This is a genomic window from Halorubrum lacusprofundi ATCC 49239 (assembly GCF_000022205.1).
Lineage (GTDB): Archaea > Halobacteriota > Halobacteria > Halobacteriales > Haloferacaceae > Halorubrum > Halorubrum lacusprofundi.
In genome coordinates this window covers 1,694,282-1,709,996 of sequence record NC_012029.1, presented here as the reverse complement: position 1 = coordinate 1,709,996, position 15,715 = coordinate 1,694,282, and the positions used below count along the sequence as shown (strand labels likewise).

Below are 15,715 nucleotides of genomic sequence, written 5' to 3'. Positions count from 1 at the left end.
GGCCACTTATAAATAACCGCTCGACTGGACCGACCTACCGCGAATCGACCGCCGACACCGGACACGTGTCGACGCCGAGCAGCGCGTAGAGCCCGCAGACGCCGGTCGCAGCGGTGCCGAGCATGAGGAGGGAGGCGACACCGAGCACGGGCGCGGCGATCTCGGGGAGCGACACAGCACCGCTGAGGGTCCCGATCGAGGCGATCCCGAAAACCGCTCCGAGGGCGGTTCTAACGCGCTTGTCCGTCGCACCGACGTTCTGTTGCACACACCACAATACAACACATAACCGTAAATACGTTTGCACGGCCGGGAAACCTTAAAGGTGATACGCTCGCCGTTTGCGATCGGATGTCTGACACTGACGACGCCGACGTGCTCCGCGAACTCGCCTCTCTCCCGACGATCGCGAGCCCGCGGGTGTCCCCCGACGGCGAGACGGTAGCCCTCTACTACGACGTGACCGGCCGAAACGAGCTCCACCTCCTCGATCCGCGCGACGGGAACCGAGAGCAGCTGAGCGACGGCGAGGTCCCGCGCTCGGTCCGCGCCGGGTTCGAGTGGGATCCGTCGGGCGACCGGCTCTTTTACCATCGGGACGAGGACGGCGACGAACAACACGACGTGTGGGCGATGTCGCTTGACGGCGAGAGCGAGCCGATCGTCGAGATGGACGGCCAGCTCCGTCTCCACAGCGTGAGCGAGGACGGCGAGACGCTCCTGCTCGGCTCCAGTCGCGACGGGCAGATGAACCTCTATCGCCACGATCTGCAGAGCGACGAGACGACGAAACTCACCGACTACGAGCGCGCCGTCGCCGCCGGCGAACTGGCGCCCGACGGCGACCGGATCGCGTACGCGACCAACGAGACCGACGCCTACGAGAACCTCGACGTGTACGTCGCCGACGCCGACGGGTCGAACCCACGGAACCTCGATATCGGCGACGTGGGCGCGGAGGCGGCCCCGATCGACTGGGGGCCGGACGGCGACCGACTCCTCGTGAGCGACAACACCGAGGATCTGAATCGCAGCGGGATCGTCGACCTGAGTGGGGACGTCTCCGGCGCCGCCGACGTGACCTGGTTCGGCGGCGACGAGTTCGAGGAGTCGCCGAGCCACTTCCTGGAGGCCGGCGACCAATTCGTCGCGAGCCGGACGCGCGGGGCCGTGACGGTGCCCGTAATCTACGACGTCGAGACGGGTGAGGCGCGCGAGCTCGACTTCCCGGCCGGCGTCGCCAACGTGACTGAGGGTCGACTGGCCGACGACCGCCTGCTGGCGTACCGGACCACGTCGAGCCGGCGGCCGGAGCTGGTCGCGTACGACCTCGCGAGCGACGCGACGGAGACGGTTCTCGACGCCGAGTACGGCCCGTTCGCGCCCGACGACTTCGTCGAGCCCGAGACGGTCTCGTTCGTCTCCGACGGCGTTCCGGAGACCCCGGCGCGGGCAGTCGATCACGCCCCCTACGAGGAGTTCGAGATCGAGGGACTGCTGTTCGACTCCGGCCGCCGCCCCTCGCCGCTTATCGTGAATCCGCACGGCGGCCCACGACACCGCGACAGTCGGCAGTTCAGCTACCGGGTGCAGTTCCTGCTCGCGCGCGGCTACTCGGTGCTGCAAGTGAACTACCGCGGCTCCACCGGGCGCGGCCGCGAGTTCGTCGAGGAGTTGTACGACGACTGGGGCGGCGCCGAGCAGGGCGACGTGGCGACCGGCGTCGAGCACGTCCTCAACGAATACGATTGGCTCGACGAGGATCGCGTCGCCGTCTACGGCGGCTCCTACGGCGGCTACTCGGCAAACTGGCAGATGGTCCAGTACCCCGACCTGTACGCCGCTGGGATCGCGTGGGTCGGCGTGAGCGATCTGTTCGACATGTACGAGAACACGATGCCGCACTTCCGGACGGAGCTGATGGTGAAGAACCTCGGCGAGCCAGACGAGAACGAGGCGCTCTACCGCGAGCGCAGTCCCGTGACCCACGTCGAGAACCTCGACGCGCCCCTCCTGATCGTCCACGGCGTGAACGATCCGCGGGTGCCGGTCTCGCAGGCCAGAATTCTTCGGGACGCGCTCGACGACGCCGGCTTCGAGGAGGGCGTCGACTACGAGTACGAGGAGCTCGGCGAGGAGGGCCACGGTTCCGGCGACATCGACCAGAAGATCCGGTCGCTGGAACTGCTCGACGACTTCCTCGACCGCCGGATCGGCGCGGAGCGGACCGCGGTCGCCTCGCTGGACGACTAGCGGAGCGCTGACTTCCTGCGACCGGAACCCGTGGCGCTGTCGAAATTCTCGGCAGGGACACATTCCGATCCGGTCGCGGTCACTGCGGGAACAGCAGCGATCGATGACGGGAGTGGGTATCGCACGCTGGTGGCGACGATACGGTATATAAACAGTTGCGAGCGGCCGAGATGATCTCTTATAAATGATGGTGCGGTGGCGCGGACGCGAACGCCGCTTACTCGCCGGTCTCGATCGGCGCTCCGACGAGGTTCCCCCACTCGGTCCACGAGCCGTCGTAGTTGCGAACGTCGTCGTAGCCGAGCAGCTCGTGGAGCAGGAACCACTCGATCGACGAGCGCTCGCCGACGCGGCAGTAGGTGATCGTCGACTCGTCGCCGTCGACGCCGGCGTCCGCGTACAGCTCGCGGAGCTCGTCGGCGCTCTTGAACGTGCCGTCCTCGTTCAGGGTGGTCCCGATCGGGACGTTGCTCGCGCCGGGGATGTGGCCGCCGCGCTGGGCCGTCTCGTTGAGCCCCTCGGGGGCGATGACCTCGCCGGAGAACTCCTCGGGCGAGCGCACGTCGACCATCGGAATCCCCTCCTCGATCGCCTTGTCGATGTCGTCCTTGTACGCGCGGACGCTCTCGAAGGGACCGCGGGCCTCGTACTCGCGGGACGTGAAGTCGGGCGCCTCGGTGGAGAGCGGGTAGTCGTTGTCGACCCAGTACCCCTTCCCGCCGTCGATCACGCGCACGTCGTCGTGGCCGTAGTACGTGTAGATCCAGTAGCCGAACAGCGCGAACCAGTTCGGGACGCGACCGCCGCCGTACACCACGACCGTCGTGTCGGCGTCGATGCCGGCCGCGCCGTTTCGCTCGGCGAAGTCCGCCTTCGAGACGATGTCGCGCTCCGTCTCATCGGTGAAGACCTCGTCCCACTCGAAGTTCAGCGCGCCCGGGATGTGGCCCTCTTCGTAGGGCGTATACTCCGACTCGTCGGTGACGGTCGGGTTGTTGATCTCGACGAGCCGGAGGTCCGAGTCGTCGTCCTGGAACGCGTCGAGGTTCGATTCCACCCAATCCGCCGTGACGAGTACATCATCCGTCATCGACTCGTGTTACGCGTCCAACCGGTTTTGAAGGTACGGTATGGGTGGTCATTGCCGTCGTCTCGGACGCACCGGGAATTCGTCGGCGCTACCGGATCACCGTCACGGGCACGTTGGCCTTGTCGACGACGCTCTTCGCGACGCTGCCGACGACCTGCTCGCGCTCCTCGCTCAGCCCGCGGTGGCCGACGTAGATGGCGTCGACCGGCTGTTCACGGGCGTACCCGGTGATTGCATCGGCTGGCCGTCCGGTGAGCAACTGCGTCTCGATGTCGATCGACTCGTCGCCGACCGCCTCGTCGGCGAGCCGTCGGGCGTTCGAGAGAATATCCTCGCCAGCCTCGACGGCGGCCTCCTCGCCCGGGAGGATGAGCGTCCCATCGATGAGCTCCGAGTCGGGCGTTAACACGTGGGCGATCACCAGCGTCTCGTAGAACGCGACCGCCTGCCGCGCGGCGTACCGGATGGCTTTGTCGCTCTCGGTCGATCCGTCGGTTGCAACAAGATAGCTCATACGTGGAGATGGTACCGGCACCCACATAACTCCTGTCCGGGGTTCCCGGGTTCAGAAGATTCGGGCGCCGATCGGCGGCTTAGAAGACTCAGCCGTCGAGCGAACGCGCCACCATCTCGCCCCACTGCTCGAAGCCGTGACGGTCGTAGAACCGCTGGGCCCGCTCGTTCGCGGGGTCGACGTCGAGCACGATCCGGTCGAGCGGGAGGTCCTGATCGCCGGCGAGCGCGACGGCGGCGCCCATCAGCTCGTCGGCGACGCCGGTTCCGCGAGACTCAGGCACGACGTAGAGCTCGTTGATCACGGCTGCATCCCAGATCATCGCGAGGCGCTCGGGGAGCACGAAGACGTAGCCGACGAGGTTCGGGTCGTTGCCCTCCTCCTCCTCGACCGCGACGGTCACGCACCGCTCGTCGTCAGAGACGCACCGATCCACCCACGCGAGCCACGACTCGCGGTAGTCGTCGGTAAGCTTCCCCTCGTAGGCGGCGGCCTTCTCGTCCCCGCCGGTCGACTCGCCAAGCCCGCGCTCGAAGGCGGTCTTCATCTCGTACAGCGCGTCGGCGTCGGTTTCGGGATCGTACGGCCGGAGGGCGGCGGTCACGCGTCTGAGTCCTCGGTGATCGCCGCCTCGTCGTTCGCTCCCGCCTCCTCCCCTTCCAGCACGAACTCCGCGAGCGTGGGGACGAACGTCCCGATGTCGGTGACCATCCCGACCGCCTGCGCCGAGCCGCGGTCGAGCAGCTGGGTGACGGTAGCGGGGTTGATGTCGACGCAGACGGTCTTGGTCGTCGACGGGAGGCAGTTCCCGACCGCGACGGAGTGGAGCAGCGTCGCGAGCATCAACACGATGTCGGCGTCGTGGGCCTGATCGCGGATCGCGTTCTGCGCCTCGACCGCGTCGGTGATCGTGTCCGGAAGCGGGCCGTCGTCGCGGATCGAGCCCGCAAGCACGGTGTCGACATCGTTTTGCACGCACTGGTACATCACGCCCTCGCCGATGATCCCGTCCTCGACGGCGGCTTCGATCCCGCCCGCGCGGATGATCTCCGAGATGGTCCAGATGTGGTGTTTGTGGCCCTTCCGCGGGTGTTCGAGCGTCTCCACGTCCATCCCGAGCGAGGTGCCGTACAGCGAGCGCTCGAGGTCGTGGGTGGCGAAGCCGTTGCCCGCCGAGAGCGCGTCGACGTAGCCTGCCTCGACCAGCTCGGCGAGCGCGTCGCCCGCTCCCGAGTGGATCACCGCGGGGCCGGCGACGACCATCACGTTCCCGCCGGCCTCGGTCACCTCGCGGAGCTCCTCGGCGACCTCTCGGATCGTCGACTCCGAGGGGCGCTCAGAGGAGACGCCGCCCTGCATGAAGCCGAACGCGCCGCCCCCGCTGCGCGGGCGCTCGGGAGGGTTCACGCGGATTCCGGACTGGTCGGTCGCGACGAGATCATCCTCCTCGACCGCGTTGAGCACCTTCGTGTACGCTCGGGGATCCCCATCCGGACCGCCGTCGGGTTCCACGATCAGCGCGCAGTCCATCTCGATCCGCTCGACGTCGATCCACTCGCCGTCGTACAGCACCTCTGTCGGGTGGTTTGTGGTGGAGTAGAAGTTCGGCGGGACGACTTTGTCCGCGGGCGCCGCCACGAGTTCCACGTCGGTCGGGTTCTCCAGCACCGCGCCGTTCTGGTGGAGCTCGTGGAGGATCGCTTGGAGCGTCTCCGGGTCGTCGGCCGACACCGCCATCCGGCAGTACGACTCCACATCTTCGTGTTTTCCCACGTCGAACTGCTCGACGTCGAAGGAGCCGCCGAGATCCATCACCGCGCCGAAACAGCGCTGCATCGTCCCGCTGTCGATGATGTGGCCCTCGATTTCGACGGTGCGTGAGTGGCTCATGGGTTACGCTTTCGCCCCACAGAGAAACGCGTTTCCCATTCGTCGAAGGTCGCGAGGGGCTCACTCGATCTTCGACGCCGGACTAGAGCAGCCCGAGCGCCCCGAGGATCTGGTTGCCGAAGATCATCATGATCAGCCCGGCGAGCATCACGAGCCCGGAGGAGACTGTGATCGTTCGGACCGCGGCATGCCGGTCGGAGATCGGGACCCGGCTGACCACCGCCTCGGCGACCATCCGAAGGATGCGGCCCCCGTCGAGCGGGAACGCCGGCAGGCAGTTGAACAGCGCGAGCTGGATGTTGATCCACCCGGTCCAGAAGAGGAGGTTCGCGAGCAGGAACGTCCCGCCGCCGAAGGCGGCGAACGCGCCCTCAACCACGTAGAAGTTGGTCATCTCGCCGGTGAATCCCGCGAAGTTGAACGGGAGCCCGAACAGGCTGCCGAGCGGGAGGATGAGCGAGGCGAACACGAGCCCGAGCGGGGAGTCCGTGAGCCCGGTGAGCGCGAGCCCGTTGGTCGCACCCTCGCCGCCGTCGCCGCCGAGCAGTTCGAGGTACGCGCCGGCCGGGTACTCCGAGACGCCGAAGTCGTCGAGCGCGAGTCCGCTGGAGCCGGGGAAGACGCCCACGCCGATGAACCCGCCGTCGCGGTTCGGGTGCGAGTCGAGCTCAACGTCGTAGCTGACGCGCTCGTCGTCGGCGTCGTACGCGACGACCTCGGCGGTCGTTCCGGGCTCGCGCTCGCCGAGCACTGCCGAGAGCTCGTCGTTATTCCGGACGCGCTCCCCGTCGATCGAGACGATCGTCAGCGGCTCACCGAGGGGCGCACCCTCGGCGTGAAGCGGCCCGTCCTCCTGCACGCCGAGGGCGTACGCACCGATCGGGATCTCGGTCGTCTCGGAATCGATCGTGGCGTTGGCCGCGCCGTCGGCGTCGACGGTCACCGTCGCGCGCTCGGCGTCGCCGACGGCGTCGAGGAACTGTTGCTCGGTCGCCACGGACTCGCCGTTGACGGACGTGATCGCCACCGGCTCCGACTCGATCGTCACGCCGAGCGGGTTCCCACCTGCGGACCCGATCACGTGGAGCCGGCGCTCAACCTCGACGGTCCGCTCTCCGTCACCGTCGTCGGCCGTGACGCTCACCGTCTCGCCGGCGTCGGCGATCGCGGCCTCGAACTCGTCCGCGGTGTCGACCGGCGTCCCCGCGACCGCGACCAACCGGTCGCCGTGCGCGATATCGGCCGCTGCGGCCGGCGACTCGGGGGTCACCTCGCCAACGGCGTAGCCGGGCGCCGGCGCGATGGCGCCGACGACCGGACCGAAAAGCAGCGCGAAGACGAGGACCGTGAGGACCGTGTTCGCGGTGACGCCGGCGGCGAACATCCGGGCACGGGCGCCGCGGGAGACCTCCTGGGTCGCCTCCTCGTTCGGCTCGACGAAGGCGCCGACGGGGAGGAACGTGAAGAAGACGAGCCCCATCGACTCGATGTCGATCCCCTCGACGCGGCACAGCAGGCCGTGTGCCCCCTCGTGGACGACCATCGCGACCGCGAGCCCGGCGACGATCTCGGGTGCGACCGACAGGGGGAGGAAGTCGTTCACGCCGGGGATAATGAGGAAGTTCTGCGGCTGTTGGATCGCGGAGGGCTGGACGGTGCGAATCGCCGAGAGCGCCGATGAGAGGATGAGGATGAACGATCCCACCATCGCGACGAGCGCACCGCCGAGTCCGAGGTTCGCGACGGCCCGCCAGAGACGCTTCGGCGCGGCGAGCCGGTCGAGGAACGCTCGACCACGGAGGGTGCGGAGGGTCAATACAGGTCCGGAGACGCGGACAGAGTCGGGGAGGGCCCCGCGGTTCCGAAGCCACATCGCGGCCGCGGAGTACGCGAGGACCCCCGTGAGGACCCACAACAGCGTGTTCTCGGCGAACAGGTCCGTCAGGGCGTTCATGACGAACAGGTCCGTGTCGGTCGGGTGTAAGCCGTTCGGTTATCGAAATCGGTGGCCGCCGGTCGCAGTCCGCTGTACCAGTTTTGAGAGACGGCCGCGAACTCAACACCCAAGTACCCCCCGGTCCAACTCGCGGCCATGATGGCGCTCATCGATGTCGTCTCCCGGCTCGTCGGGGACGTGGGACGATTCGTGGACCTGTTCTTGAACGACCTGATCCTCGGTGCCGGCGATCCGATCTCGGCGCTCCTCGTCGTCGTCGGGCAGATCCTGCTCGGGGGCGCGATGGCCGCATTCGGCTACGCGGTGGTCGGTGCCCTCTTACAGGAGATCGGCGTGACGCTCCCCTCACTCGGCGGTCGCGGTCCGACGGAGTAGCGCTTCACGATATCGGTCCGTTCTTCAGTCGTCGTCCGCGCCCGCAGCCGGTGCTCCGGGATGTTTCACCCCGGACGGGGACGCGTAGTCCTCATCGCTCTCGGGAACGTCGAACTCGTCGAGCGTCGCGAGCAGCTCGTCCGACTGGTCCGAGAGCGCGTGGACCCGGCGAGTGACCTCGGACACCGTTGCGGTCTGTTCCTCGGCCGCGGCGGCAGCGGTCTCCGCCTCCGTCGCTGTCTGCCGGCTGACCGAGGCGATGTCGTCGACCATGTCGACGACCTCCTGCGTCGTCCGCGCCTGGTCGTCGGTCGCCTCGCTTATCTCCTGAACCGTCTCGTCGACGGTCGTCACGTCCTCGACGACTTCCTCAAACTCCCGGAGCGTGGACTCGATCGTGTCGACGCCGTCCGACACCTGCGACTCCATCTCGTCCACGTCGGCGGCGGTCTCCGCGGACGCCGCCTGCACCTCGTCGATGCGCCCGGAGATTTCGGCGGCCTCCTCGCGGGTCTCCTCGGCGAGCGCCTTCACCTCGTCGGCGACGACCGCGAACCCGTCGCCGGAGCCCTCGGCCCGTGCCGCTTCGATGGAGGCGTTTAACGCGAGCAGGTTCGTCTCCTCGGCGATCCCGTCGATCACGGAGGCAATCTCGTCGATCTCGCCGACCCGGTCGACGAGGTCTTCGACCGCCGTCGCCGTCTCGGCGATGCTGGCTTCGAGCGCCTCCAGTTCCTCGATCGCCTCGGCCGCTTCCTCGCGGCCGGCTTGCCCTCGCTCCGCCGCGTTTCGGGCCGTCGCGGCCGCGTCGTCGGCCGACGCCGCGATCTCCTCGACGGTCGCCGAGAGCGTGCTCATCTCGCCGGAGACCGACTCCAACTCCTCGGTCTGTTCGGCGGCGCCGTTGCTTATCTCCTGGACCGAGCGTGCGACCTCCTCGCTGGCGTCGTCGACCTCGTCCATGCTCGCGCGCACGTCACCGCTCGCGTCCGCGACGTCGCCGGTGAACGACGCGACCTCCCCGACCGTCCCGCCGAGCGTGGTCACGAGCCGGTTGTAGTTCCCGACAAGCTCGACGTACCGATCCTCGTCGGTCGCCAGCGCTCCGTCGTCGATCGTCGCGGTCAGGTCGCCGTCACGCGCGCGTCCCGCCGCGTCGCCGAAGGCGTCGACGAGCGACTCGAGCTCCGTCGTGTACGCTTCGAGGTTCGCGGCCATCTCGTCGAGCGAATCGCCGAACGCGCCCGGTACATCCTCGTCGAGCGCGGGGTCGTCGAACTCCTGTGCCGCCAGCGACTCCGCCTGCGCGGAGACGGTCCCGAGGTAGCGCTCGACCTCGGCGAACGAGTTCACGAGGCTCCCGATCTCGTCGGGCTGGTCGCTGCCGGCCAGCGCGATGCCGGAGGCGTCTTTCGCACCGACCGCGTCGACTGCGTCAACCTCGCCCGAAGCGATCGCGTCGGCGCCAGTCTCCAGCTGTCGGAGCGGGGCGACAAAGTCGCGCCGCACGATGAGCAGCGTGTTGTAGATCGCGAGGACGGCGCCGAGAAACAGGGCACCGGAGAGGACGTACGAGAGCGTCCCGGAGACCAGAAACGGCACGAGGAAGATCCCGACCGTGACGAGAAACTGAATCCCGACGGCCGTGACGACCTTGCGCTCTATCGATTCGGAGATCCCGAGGCGGTCCATCATGCCCCACAGAAGGTCTTCGTACCGCCCGCGGAGACCCGGGCGTCGCTGTCGTGTCGTCGACATGCACGGAACTCGACGCAAGCGGGTTATGAAGCTCACCCCGGAGTTATCAGGGGCGATTCCCGATTCTCGATCCGCGAGAACCTCGCGAGCGATTTAAAAGAGGCCGTCGACGGCCTCGGCCGCGAGGTCGACCGCGCCTTCCAGGTCCGGGCCGAGCGGCGACCCGACCACGAGGCCGTCGGCGTGCTCGGCGACGGCGGCGGCGCGCTCGCGGACGATCTCGGGGGTGCCCGCCATGCAGAACGCGTCGATCATCTCGGGGGTCACGCGCTCGAAGGCCGCGGAGAACTCGCCGGCCGAGACGCGGTCGCCGACCTCGCTGGCGGCGGCCGGGTCGATGCCGTGACGCTTCAAGACGGGCGGCGCCGCGCCCCCGGCGATGAACGCGACCGGCGGGCGGGCGGCTTCGCGGGCCGCCGCCTCGTCTTCGGCGACCGAGACCGCGGCGTAGGCGATCAGATCGAAGTCGCCGCGATGGTCAGGTCGATCGGCAAGCCCGTCGTCGGCCTGCTCGCGAGCCCACGCGAGGTCCTTCGGATGCGAGCCGTTGAACAGCAGCCCGTCGGCGTGTTTCGCGGCCATCCGGCACATGTGCGGGCCCTCGCCGCCGACGTGGACCGGAATGTCGGCGCCCTGCGGGGGCTCGTAGTTGAGTCCGGCGCCCGCGGCGTCGAAGGTGCCCTCGTGGTCGACGCGCTCGCCGGCCCAGAGCTTCTGGGCGGTCTTGAACGCCTCTAAGACGGGGCGGAGCCCGCGCTCGTCTTCGAGCCCGAGGTTCCGGAGCGTCGAGGGGTCGCCCGGGCCGAGCCCGAAGACGGCGCGGCCCTCCGACAGCTCGTCGAGGGTGGCGACTCGCGAGGCGAGCGTCACCGGGTGGGTCTCGTAGGGGTTGGCGACGCCCGGGCCAAGCCGGACCGAGTCCGTGGCGGTCGCCAGCTGCGAGAGGAACGCCCACGGGTCGCGGTTGTTGTAGTGACACGTCGAGTAGACGGCGTCGTAGCCGGCTGCCTCGGCGCGGACGCCGAGGTCGACGAGGCGGTGCAGGTCGTGTTCGGGGGTGAGTTCGATACCGAGCATGGTTAGTCGTCGAATGTCCACTGCCGGAGGGCCTGCCGCACGAAGTCGCCCTCGACCTCGCGGAAGTGGTTGTCCGAGCCGTCGTGGTCGCCGAATTCCCAGTCGCGGACGACGACGACCGGGGTGCCGCCGTCGCCCTCGCCGGCGACGAGGTTGGCGGCCGACGCGAGTTCGTCGATCACGTTCTGGACGGTGACGCCCATCTCGCGGCCGTCGCGGTCGCGCTCGCCGCGCCAGTCGCGGCTGGCCGGGAGCCCGGCCCAGCCGATCGCGACCCCGCGCTGGCCGTGTCTGAACGGGCGCCCGCAGGTGTCGCTGACGACGACGCGGTCGGCCGCGATCCCCTCGCGAATGCGCGCCGCGCTCTCGGAGGGGCGCTCCGGGAGCAGCAGTAGGTCGCCGTCGGGGACGTTCGACTGGTCGATTCCGGCGTTGACGCCGATGTGGCCGAAGCGGGTCGCAGTGAGGAGGAACGGCGCCTCCATGATCAGCTCCGTCGACTCCTCGATGACGGCCTGCGCGAAGCGCGGGTCCTTCTCCTCGCCGGCGATTTCGGCGAGCCGGTCGGCGACCGCCTCCGCGCGCTCGCTCGCCGGGAAGTCCGAGAGGTCGAAGGTCCGCCCCTCCGCCTTGGAGACGACCGTGCTGGCGACGACGACCACGTCGCCCTCGCGGAGGTCGACGCGCTCGTCGATCATGGCCGCCAGATCGTCTCCGTCCCGGATCTCCGGGAGGCCCGGAACGGCGAACAGCTCCATACGAACCGGTGGGTGGCGACGAGGAAAAACCCCGCCGGTACCGGGCCGGTTTGACGGTATCAGGTTTTGGGGGTGGGAAGTGGGTTCGGCACGAGTTGTGGCGACGATCGATTATAAACCGAACTGCGGTGGCGCGCGCCTCCGAGTGGCCGACAGGCCACGAGGAGCGCCGCGCGAGGGACGCCGCGAGCGATGTGGGCGACCGAAGAGAGCGCCGCGCGAGGGACGCCGCGAGCGATGTGGGCGACCGAAGAGAGCGCCGCGCGAGGGACGCCGCGAGCGATGTGGGCGACCGAAGAGAGCGCCGCGCGAGGGACGCCGCGAGCGATGTGGGCGACCGAAGAGAGCGCCGCGCGAGGGACGCCGCGAGCGATGTGGGCGACCGAAGAGAGCCCCGAGCGAGCGGCGAGGTTGGGGAGGTGTGAGGTTGCGGTGCTGTGCGGTCGGGGTGGGACTCAAAGGGGCAGCCGAGCGCGGCTGGGGCTTTGTGAGTGTTCACCGCGGAGTCGTCGATCACGTGTCACCGATCGCCCGTAACGTTGCCGACATCCCCTGACGCTCCGCACGGCTTATAAACAAACCCACCAATCTCGTACTCGTGGACCTCCACGTTCGGTACGAGGGCGACGACGACCCCGACAAGTGTACGGCCCGGAAGCTCGCGCGGTTCGATCTCGCCGAACTGCACCGCTCCGACCGCGACACGCCCTACGGAATCGTGCTCAACCCCCACGCCGAGCGCGCGCTGTCACCCGCCGACGCCGACCTCGCCAACGAGAACGCGCTCGTCGCGCTCGACTGCTCGTGGGAGTCAGCGGGCGAGAAGATGTTCAGCCTCCCCGGCGAGCATCGCGCGCTCCCGTACCTCGTCGCCGCCAACCCCGTGAACTTCGGGCGTCCGATGCAGCTCACCACCGTCGAGGCGTTCGCGGCCGCGCTCGCGATCCTCGGCGAGCTTGACCACGCCGAACGGATTATGGCGAAGTTCACGTGGGGCGAGACGTTCCTCGAACTCAACGAGGAACCGCTCCGGCGGTACGCCGCCTGCGAGGACTCCGCCGAGGTCGTCGCGATCCAACAGGAGTACCTCGATCGGGAGTAGCTCGGCTCCCGGGCGATCTGCGGGGTCAACGACCAAAACGGATCCCGGTCCCGAACGTGAGCGCGACAAGCCTTTTGGACAAGTCGCTCGTATTACATGACGATGGTATCCACAGGCGACGCCGCACCCACGTTCACCGCGACGGTCGGCACGAGCGACCACGAATCGTTCGACCTCGACGATCACATCGGCGACGGGCCGGTCGTGCTCGCGTTCTTCCCGGGCGCGTTCACGCCCCCCTGCACGAGCGAGATGGTGGCGTTTCAGGAGCGCGTCGCCGAGTTCGAGGACGCCGGCGGGACGCTGCTCGGCGTCAGCGCCGATTCCCCGTTCTCGCAGGGCGCGTTCCGCGAGAAGCACGGGATCGAGTTCGACCTCGTGAGCGACACGGCCGGCGACGCGATCCGAGCGTACGGGCTGGAGATAGACATCGCCGACCTCGGCCTCTACGGAGTCGCCAATCGGGCGGTGTTCGTGATCGACGACGACGGCGAGATCGTCTACGACTGGGTCTCCGACGACCCGACGAACGAGCCGGACTACGACGCCGTCCTCGACGCGGTCGAGAGCGCGTAGAGCGTACTCGGTCGATATTCTTTATAAATAGATGACCTCGATCTGGGAGTTAACTCCTCCAGCGCTCTAGCAGTTCGCTTATAAATGGCTGTTAGCAGATCGGCGGTGAACACCTCCAAATCTCCAGCCGGCGACGACTCGCGCGGCTTGTTGTGCGCCTCGCTCAGTCGCTGACACTCCTTCGCTGCGGTGCTTACTGCGCCGAGCTTCGTCCTCGCCGGCTGGGGCTTTGAATCCCACCCCACCCCACACCACCCCGCAGCCTCACGCCCCCCCCCCCCAGCCTCGTCGGAGCGGCGCTTATAAGCGCCGCTCCGACTCCCTCGCACGGTGCCGTTCGCGAGCCTTCGGCTCGCTCACAGGCGCGCGCCGACAGCAGGCAACACCTACCGACTCCGCCGGCCCGAGTGATCTCGAAGAAAGCGACTCAGTCGCCGAGTACGCCGCCGATCGCGCCCGCGAGCGCCGAGTCGATCGCGAACAGGAGCGTCAGGAACAGCCCGGCAACCAGCACGCCCGCGCCGCCCAGCAGGCTACCGATGGGACCGCCAGCAAGTCCCACGAGCCCGCCGAACGCGGCCAGAATGAGGGTGACGACGATCCCGCTCACCGATCCCGCGAGCAGGCCGTGCCACGTCCCCGAGAGCAGCCCGCCGCCGGCGACGTAGCCGGCGACGAACCCCCCGATTAGCCCCGCGCCGATGTGGCCGACGATTGGGGCGAACGTCGCGAGCAGCCCGGCGATCAACATCACGATGAACCCGTAGCCGACGGCGCGCCAGTCAGTCATACCCTTCTGTTCCCGGTCGCGGGGTAAATACTCGCCGCCGCGTCTGTTCTCATTTTAAATACGCGGACGCGACCCCGATCGGAGCGGCTGACACCCGTTTTCCGACCGATGCGGCGACCGAAATTTAAGCCGTCACCGGTCAAACGACCGGCTATGCCCTCCGACTCCAGCGCCTCGATCGACGGGACGCAGTCGCCGGCCGACCGAGAGTGCGACGCGGATTCCGAGGTCGATTCCGTCGCTCTCCTTGGCCCCGACACCGATCCCGACACGGAGCCCATCGAGTGGGGACCGGTTCGGTTCGAGCGCCTGCGGTCGCTGGCGTTCGGCGCGAGCGTGACCGTGGGCGTGCTCGTCCTTGCGACGCTGCTGTTCGTCGCTGCCGGTGTCGGCCTCTCGCTGCTCGGCGGTGGCGGGCCGCCGGCGTCGATGTGGGTGGTACTCGTCATCCTCCTCGTCGGCGGGCCGATGTCGCTGCTCTACTGGCTCGTAGCGTACGACCTGACCTCCCCGGAGCGACGCCGAGAGCTGCGGTCGCAGTTCGGCAACTACTCGTTCGACCCCTCGCAATTCCGTCTCGGCTGGACCCTCGCCGGGGCTGGAGCCGTGCTCGCGGGCATCGCGGCGGCGATCGGTCCCGGTCCGTTCTCGGCCGCGCTATCGCTGTTCTCGGGGTTCGCCCCGCTGCTCGTCGGGTTCGCCACGCTCTTCCCGGTGATCGCGAGATCGCGCGGGACGGACCTGCGGCTTGACCCAGCCGCCGAGACGATCGATCGGACCTACCGGAGCCACGACCGGACGCGCTCGGACGACCTCGGGTCCGTGATCCGGACGCGCCGGATCGACCTCCCGTGGACGACCGTGTTCCTGCTCGCGTACCGAGGGAACGCGTGGTACCGCTCGACACCGTGGCTGTTCGTTCCAACCCACCTCGCCGACGACGTCGAGCGGGGACTGGATACGACGCTCGCGCGGAGCGACGGGCCGGACCGAGCCAGCGTCCCGGAGCGCGTCATCCTTGCGATCGTGGGCTCATCCTCGCTCGTCGTCGGCCTCGCGATGGCCCTCGCAGCCGGTGAGGGTGCGGCCGGGGTGCTGTTGACGCTCTTAACGGCACCGTTCAGCCTCCTCTTTCTCGCACTCGCGGCCCGGCTCTGATCCCGGTCGAAGACGAGGGTCCGGCGCGTCGTCGACACCGGACGTGCCACCCCCCACCACGCGACTAATATACTCAGGTCTCGTAGGTTCGCCCATGGACCGACAGCGTCTGGAGAAGGCTCTTGCGGCGGAGTTCGGCGGGACCGAGGCCGAACGGCGGGCGGTCGCCCGAGCGGCCCGCGACCTCGCCGACTCGGGGCAGCCCTCCCGAGATCGGGGACACGCCCTCACAGTGCCCGGGGTGATCGATCACCTCGGCGACGCGCCGGACGGTTCCTCACTGGTCGAGCGCTGGAACTGGTGGTTGGGCGCGCTCGACGCTGCTTACGGCGACTACGACTACTTCACCGTGCGGTTCGTCGAGGGTGACGAGGAGGCGGGACTCCGGCGGTAGGCAGCGTCGTTCGGGAACGGTCG

Annotated in this window: 17 protein-coding genes; 7 read left to right on the top strand and 10 right to left on the bottom strand. The window is 68.5% G+C overall.

The genetic code is table 11. The features are described 5' to 3' along the window. Positions 1 to 34 precede the first annotated feature (34 nt). Positions 35 to 268, bottom strand: coding sequence for a YgaP family membrane protein (locus tag HLAC_RS08400; protein ID WP_015910412.1), 234 nt, complete (start codon positions 266 to 268; stop codon positions 35 to 37). Between the two features lie 83 nt (positions 269 to 351). Between HLAC_RS08400 and HLAC_RS08395 the strand changes: the two genes are divergently transcribed. Beyond that, the gene (locus HLAC_RS08395; protein ID WP_015910411.1) at positions 352 to 2,253 is read left to right on the top strand and encodes a S9 family peptidase; all 1,902 of its coding nucleotides are present in this window, start codon (positions 352 to 354) and stop codon (positions 2,251 to 2,253) included. Between the two features lie 217 nt (positions 2,254 to 2,470). On the opposite strand, the gene HLAC_RS08390 is transcribed toward HLAC_RS08395, so the two are convergent. The 5 genes from HLAC_RS08390 to HLAC_RS08370 form a co-directional block, all read right to left on the bottom strand. After that, entirely contained in the window at positions 2,471 to 3,343 is an 873-nt protein-coding gene (locus tag HLAC_RS08390; RefSeq protein ID WP_015910410.1) for a sulfurtransferase, read from the bottom strand. Between the two features lie 88 nt (positions 3,344 to 3,431). Continuing rightward, positions 3,432 to 3,857: a universal stress protein gene (locus tag HLAC_RS08385; protein WP_015910409.1), complete on the bottom strand. Its 426-nt coding sequence runs from the start codon at positions 3,855 to 3,857 to the stop codon at positions 3,432 to 3,434. A gap of 88 nt (positions 3,858 to 3,945) precedes the next feature. Beyond that, positions 3,946 to 4,461 (bottom strand): GNAT family N-acetyltransferase, encoded by a 516-nt coding sequence (locus HLAC_RS08380; protein ID WP_015910408.1) that lies wholly within the window; start codon positions 4,459 to 4,461, stop codon positions 3,946 to 3,948. Then, positions 4,458 to 5,747, bottom strand: a complete 1,290-nt coding sequence (locus tag HLAC_RS08375) for an ornithine cyclodeaminase, nickel-pincer nucleotide-dependent (RefSeq protein WP_015910407.1) — start codon at positions 5,745 to 5,747, stop codon at positions 4,458 to 4,460. Before HLAC_RS08375 ends, HLAC_RS08380 begins: the two co-directional genes overlap by 4 nt. An 82-nt stretch (positions 5,748 to 5,829) precedes the next feature. Then, positions 5,830 to 7,701, bottom strand: coding sequence for a site-2 protease family protein (locus tag HLAC_RS08370; protein WP_015910406.1), 1,872 nt, complete (start codon positions 7,699 to 7,701; stop codon positions 5,830 to 5,832). 138 nt (positions 7,702 to 7,839) lie between these two features. Here HLAC_RS08370 and HLAC_RS08365 point away from each other — a divergent pair, with 138 nt between their 5' ends. Further along, positions 7,840 to 8,079 carry a DUF8024 family protein gene (locus tag HLAC_RS08365; protein WP_015910405.1) on the top strand — a complete coding sequence of 80 codons (240 nt, stop codon included), beginning with the start codon at positions 7,840 to 7,842 and terminating at the stop codon, positions 8,077 to 8,079. 24 nt (positions 8,080 to 8,103) lie between these two features. Here HLAC_RS08365 and HLAC_RS08360 read toward each other — a convergent pair whose 3' ends face one another. The 3 genes from HLAC_RS08360 to HLAC_RS08350 all read right to left on the bottom strand — a co-directional run bounded on the left by HLAC_RS08360 (position 8,104) and on the right by HLAC_RS08350 (position 11,672). After that, positions 8,104 to 9,771, bottom strand: a complete 1,668-nt coding sequence (locus HLAC_RS08360; protein WP_049933708.1) for a methyl-accepting chemotaxis protein — start codon at positions 9,769 to 9,771, stop codon at positions 8,104 to 8,106. A gap of 159 nt (positions 9,772 to 9,930) precedes the next feature. Continuing rightward, positions 9,931 to 10,914 carry a 5,10-methylenetetrahydromethanopterin reductase gene (locus HLAC_RS08355; protein WP_015910403.1) on the bottom strand — a complete coding sequence of 328 codons (984 nt, stop codon included), beginning with the start codon at positions 10,912 to 10,914 and terminating at the stop codon, positions 9,931 to 9,933. Between the two features lie 2 nt (positions 10,915 to 10,916). After that, positions 10,917 to 11,672 carry a coenzyme F420-0:L-glutamate ligase gene (locus tag HLAC_RS08350; protein ID WP_015910402.1) on the bottom strand — a complete coding sequence of 252 codons (756 nt, stop codon included), beginning with the start codon at positions 11,670 to 11,672 and terminating at the stop codon, positions 10,917 to 10,919. Positions 11,673 to 11,800: 128 nt separating this feature from the next. Between HLAC_RS08350 and HLAC_RS08345 the strand changes: the two genes are divergently transcribed. From HLAC_RS08345 to HLAC_RS08335, 3 genes are all read left to right on the top strand, one after another. Continuing rightward, on the top strand, positions 11,801 to 12,097 hold the full coding sequence (locus tag HLAC_RS08345; protein WP_049933436.1) for a hypothetical protein: 297 nt from the start codon (positions 11,801 to 11,803) through the stop codon (positions 12,095 to 12,097). Between the two features lie 173 nt (positions 12,098 to 12,270). After that, a complete protein-coding gene (locus HLAC_RS08340; RefSeq protein ID WP_015910401.1) occupies positions 12,271 to 12,774 on the top strand; it encodes a DUF367 family protein in 504 nt (167 codons plus the stop codon). Positions 12,775 to 12,876: 102 nt separating this feature from the next. Beyond that, positions 12,877 to 13,350 (top strand): redoxin domain-containing protein, encoded by a 474-nt coding sequence (locus HLAC_RS08335; RefSeq protein WP_049933706.1) that lies wholly within the window; start codon positions 12,877 to 12,879, stop codon positions 13,348 to 13,350. Between the two features lie 427 nt (positions 13,351 to 13,777). Here HLAC_RS08335 and HLAC_RS08330 read toward each other — a convergent pair whose 3' ends face one another. Next, positions 13,778 to 14,140, bottom strand: coding sequence for a DUF5518 domain-containing protein (locus HLAC_RS08330; RefSeq protein WP_015910399.1), 363 nt, complete (start codon positions 14,138 to 14,140; stop codon positions 13,778 to 13,780). A 153-nt stretch (positions 14,141 to 14,293) separates the two neighbouring features. On the opposite strand from HLAC_RS08330, the gene HLAC_RS08325 reads away from it, so the two are divergent. After that, on the top strand, positions 14,294 to 15,298 hold the full coding sequence (locus tag HLAC_RS08325; protein ID WP_015910398.1) for a hypothetical protein: 1,005 nt from the start codon (positions 14,294 to 14,296) through the stop codon (positions 15,296 to 15,298). Positions 15,299 to 15,392: 94 nt separating this feature from the next. Further along, positions 15,393 to 15,692 carry a WNWW family protein gene (locus HLAC_RS08320; RefSeq protein ID WP_015910397.1) on the top strand — a complete coding sequence of 100 codons (300 nt, stop codon included), beginning with the start codon at positions 15,393 to 15,395 and terminating at the stop codon, positions 15,690 to 15,692. Positions 15,693 to 15,715 lie beyond the last annotated feature (23 nt).

What these genes read in the sequence shown, in the direction of transcription:
- HLAC_RS08395 (WP_015910411.1), top strand. Translation starts at nt 352, where the DNA reads ATGTCTGACACTGACGACGCCGACGTGCTCCGCGAACTCGCCTCTCTC.
- HLAC_RS08390 (WP_015910410.1), bottom strand. Translation starts at nt 3,343, where the DNA reads ATGACGGATGATGTACTCGTCACGGCGGATTGGGTGGAATCGAACCTC.
- HLAC_RS08385 (WP_015910409.1), bottom strand. Translation starts at nt 3,857, where the DNA reads ATGAGCTATCTTGTTGCAACCGACGGATCGACCGAGAGCGACAAAGCC.
- HLAC_RS08375 (WP_015910407.1), bottom strand. Translation starts at nt 5,747, where the DNA reads ATGAGCCACTCACGCACCGTCGAAATCGAGGGCCACATCATCGACAGC.
- HLAC_RS08370 (WP_015910406.1), bottom strand. Translation starts at nt 7,701, where the DNA reads ATGAACGCCCTGACGGACCTGTTCGCCGAGAACACGCTGTTGTGGGTC.
- HLAC_RS08365 (WP_015910405.1), top strand. Translation starts at nt 7,840, where the DNA reads ATGATGGCGCTCATCGATGTCGTCTCCCGGCTCGTCGGGGACGTGGGA.
- HLAC_RS08360 (WP_049933708.1), bottom strand. Translation starts at nt 9,771, where the DNA reads ATGGACCGCCTCGGGATCTCCGAATCGATAGAGCGCAAGGTCGTCACG.
- HLAC_RS08355 (WP_015910403.1), bottom strand. Translation starts at nt 10,914, where the DNA reads ATGCTCGGTATCGAACTCACCCCCGAACACGACCTGCACCGCCTCGTC.
- HLAC_RS08350 (WP_015910402.1), bottom strand. Translation starts at nt 11,672, where the DNA reads ATGGAGCTGTTCGCCGTTCCGGGCCTCCCGGAGATCCGGGACGGAGAC.
- HLAC_RS08335 (WP_049933706.1), top strand. Translation starts at nt 12,877, where the DNA reads ATGGTATCCACAGGCGACGCCGCACCCACGTTCACCGCGACGGTCGGC.
- HLAC_RS08330 (WP_015910399.1), bottom strand. Translation starts at nt 14,140, where the DNA reads ATGACTGACTGGCGCGCCGTCGGCTACGGGTTCATCGTGATGTTGATC.
- HLAC_RS08325 (WP_015910398.1), top strand. Translation starts at nt 14,294, where the DNA reads ATGCCCTCCGACTCCAGCGCCTCGATCGACGGGACGCAGTCGCCGGCC.
- HLAC_RS08320 (WP_015910397.1), top strand. Translation starts at nt 15,393, where the DNA reads ATGGACCGACAGCGTCTGGAGAAGGCTCTTGCGGCGGAGTTCGGCGGG.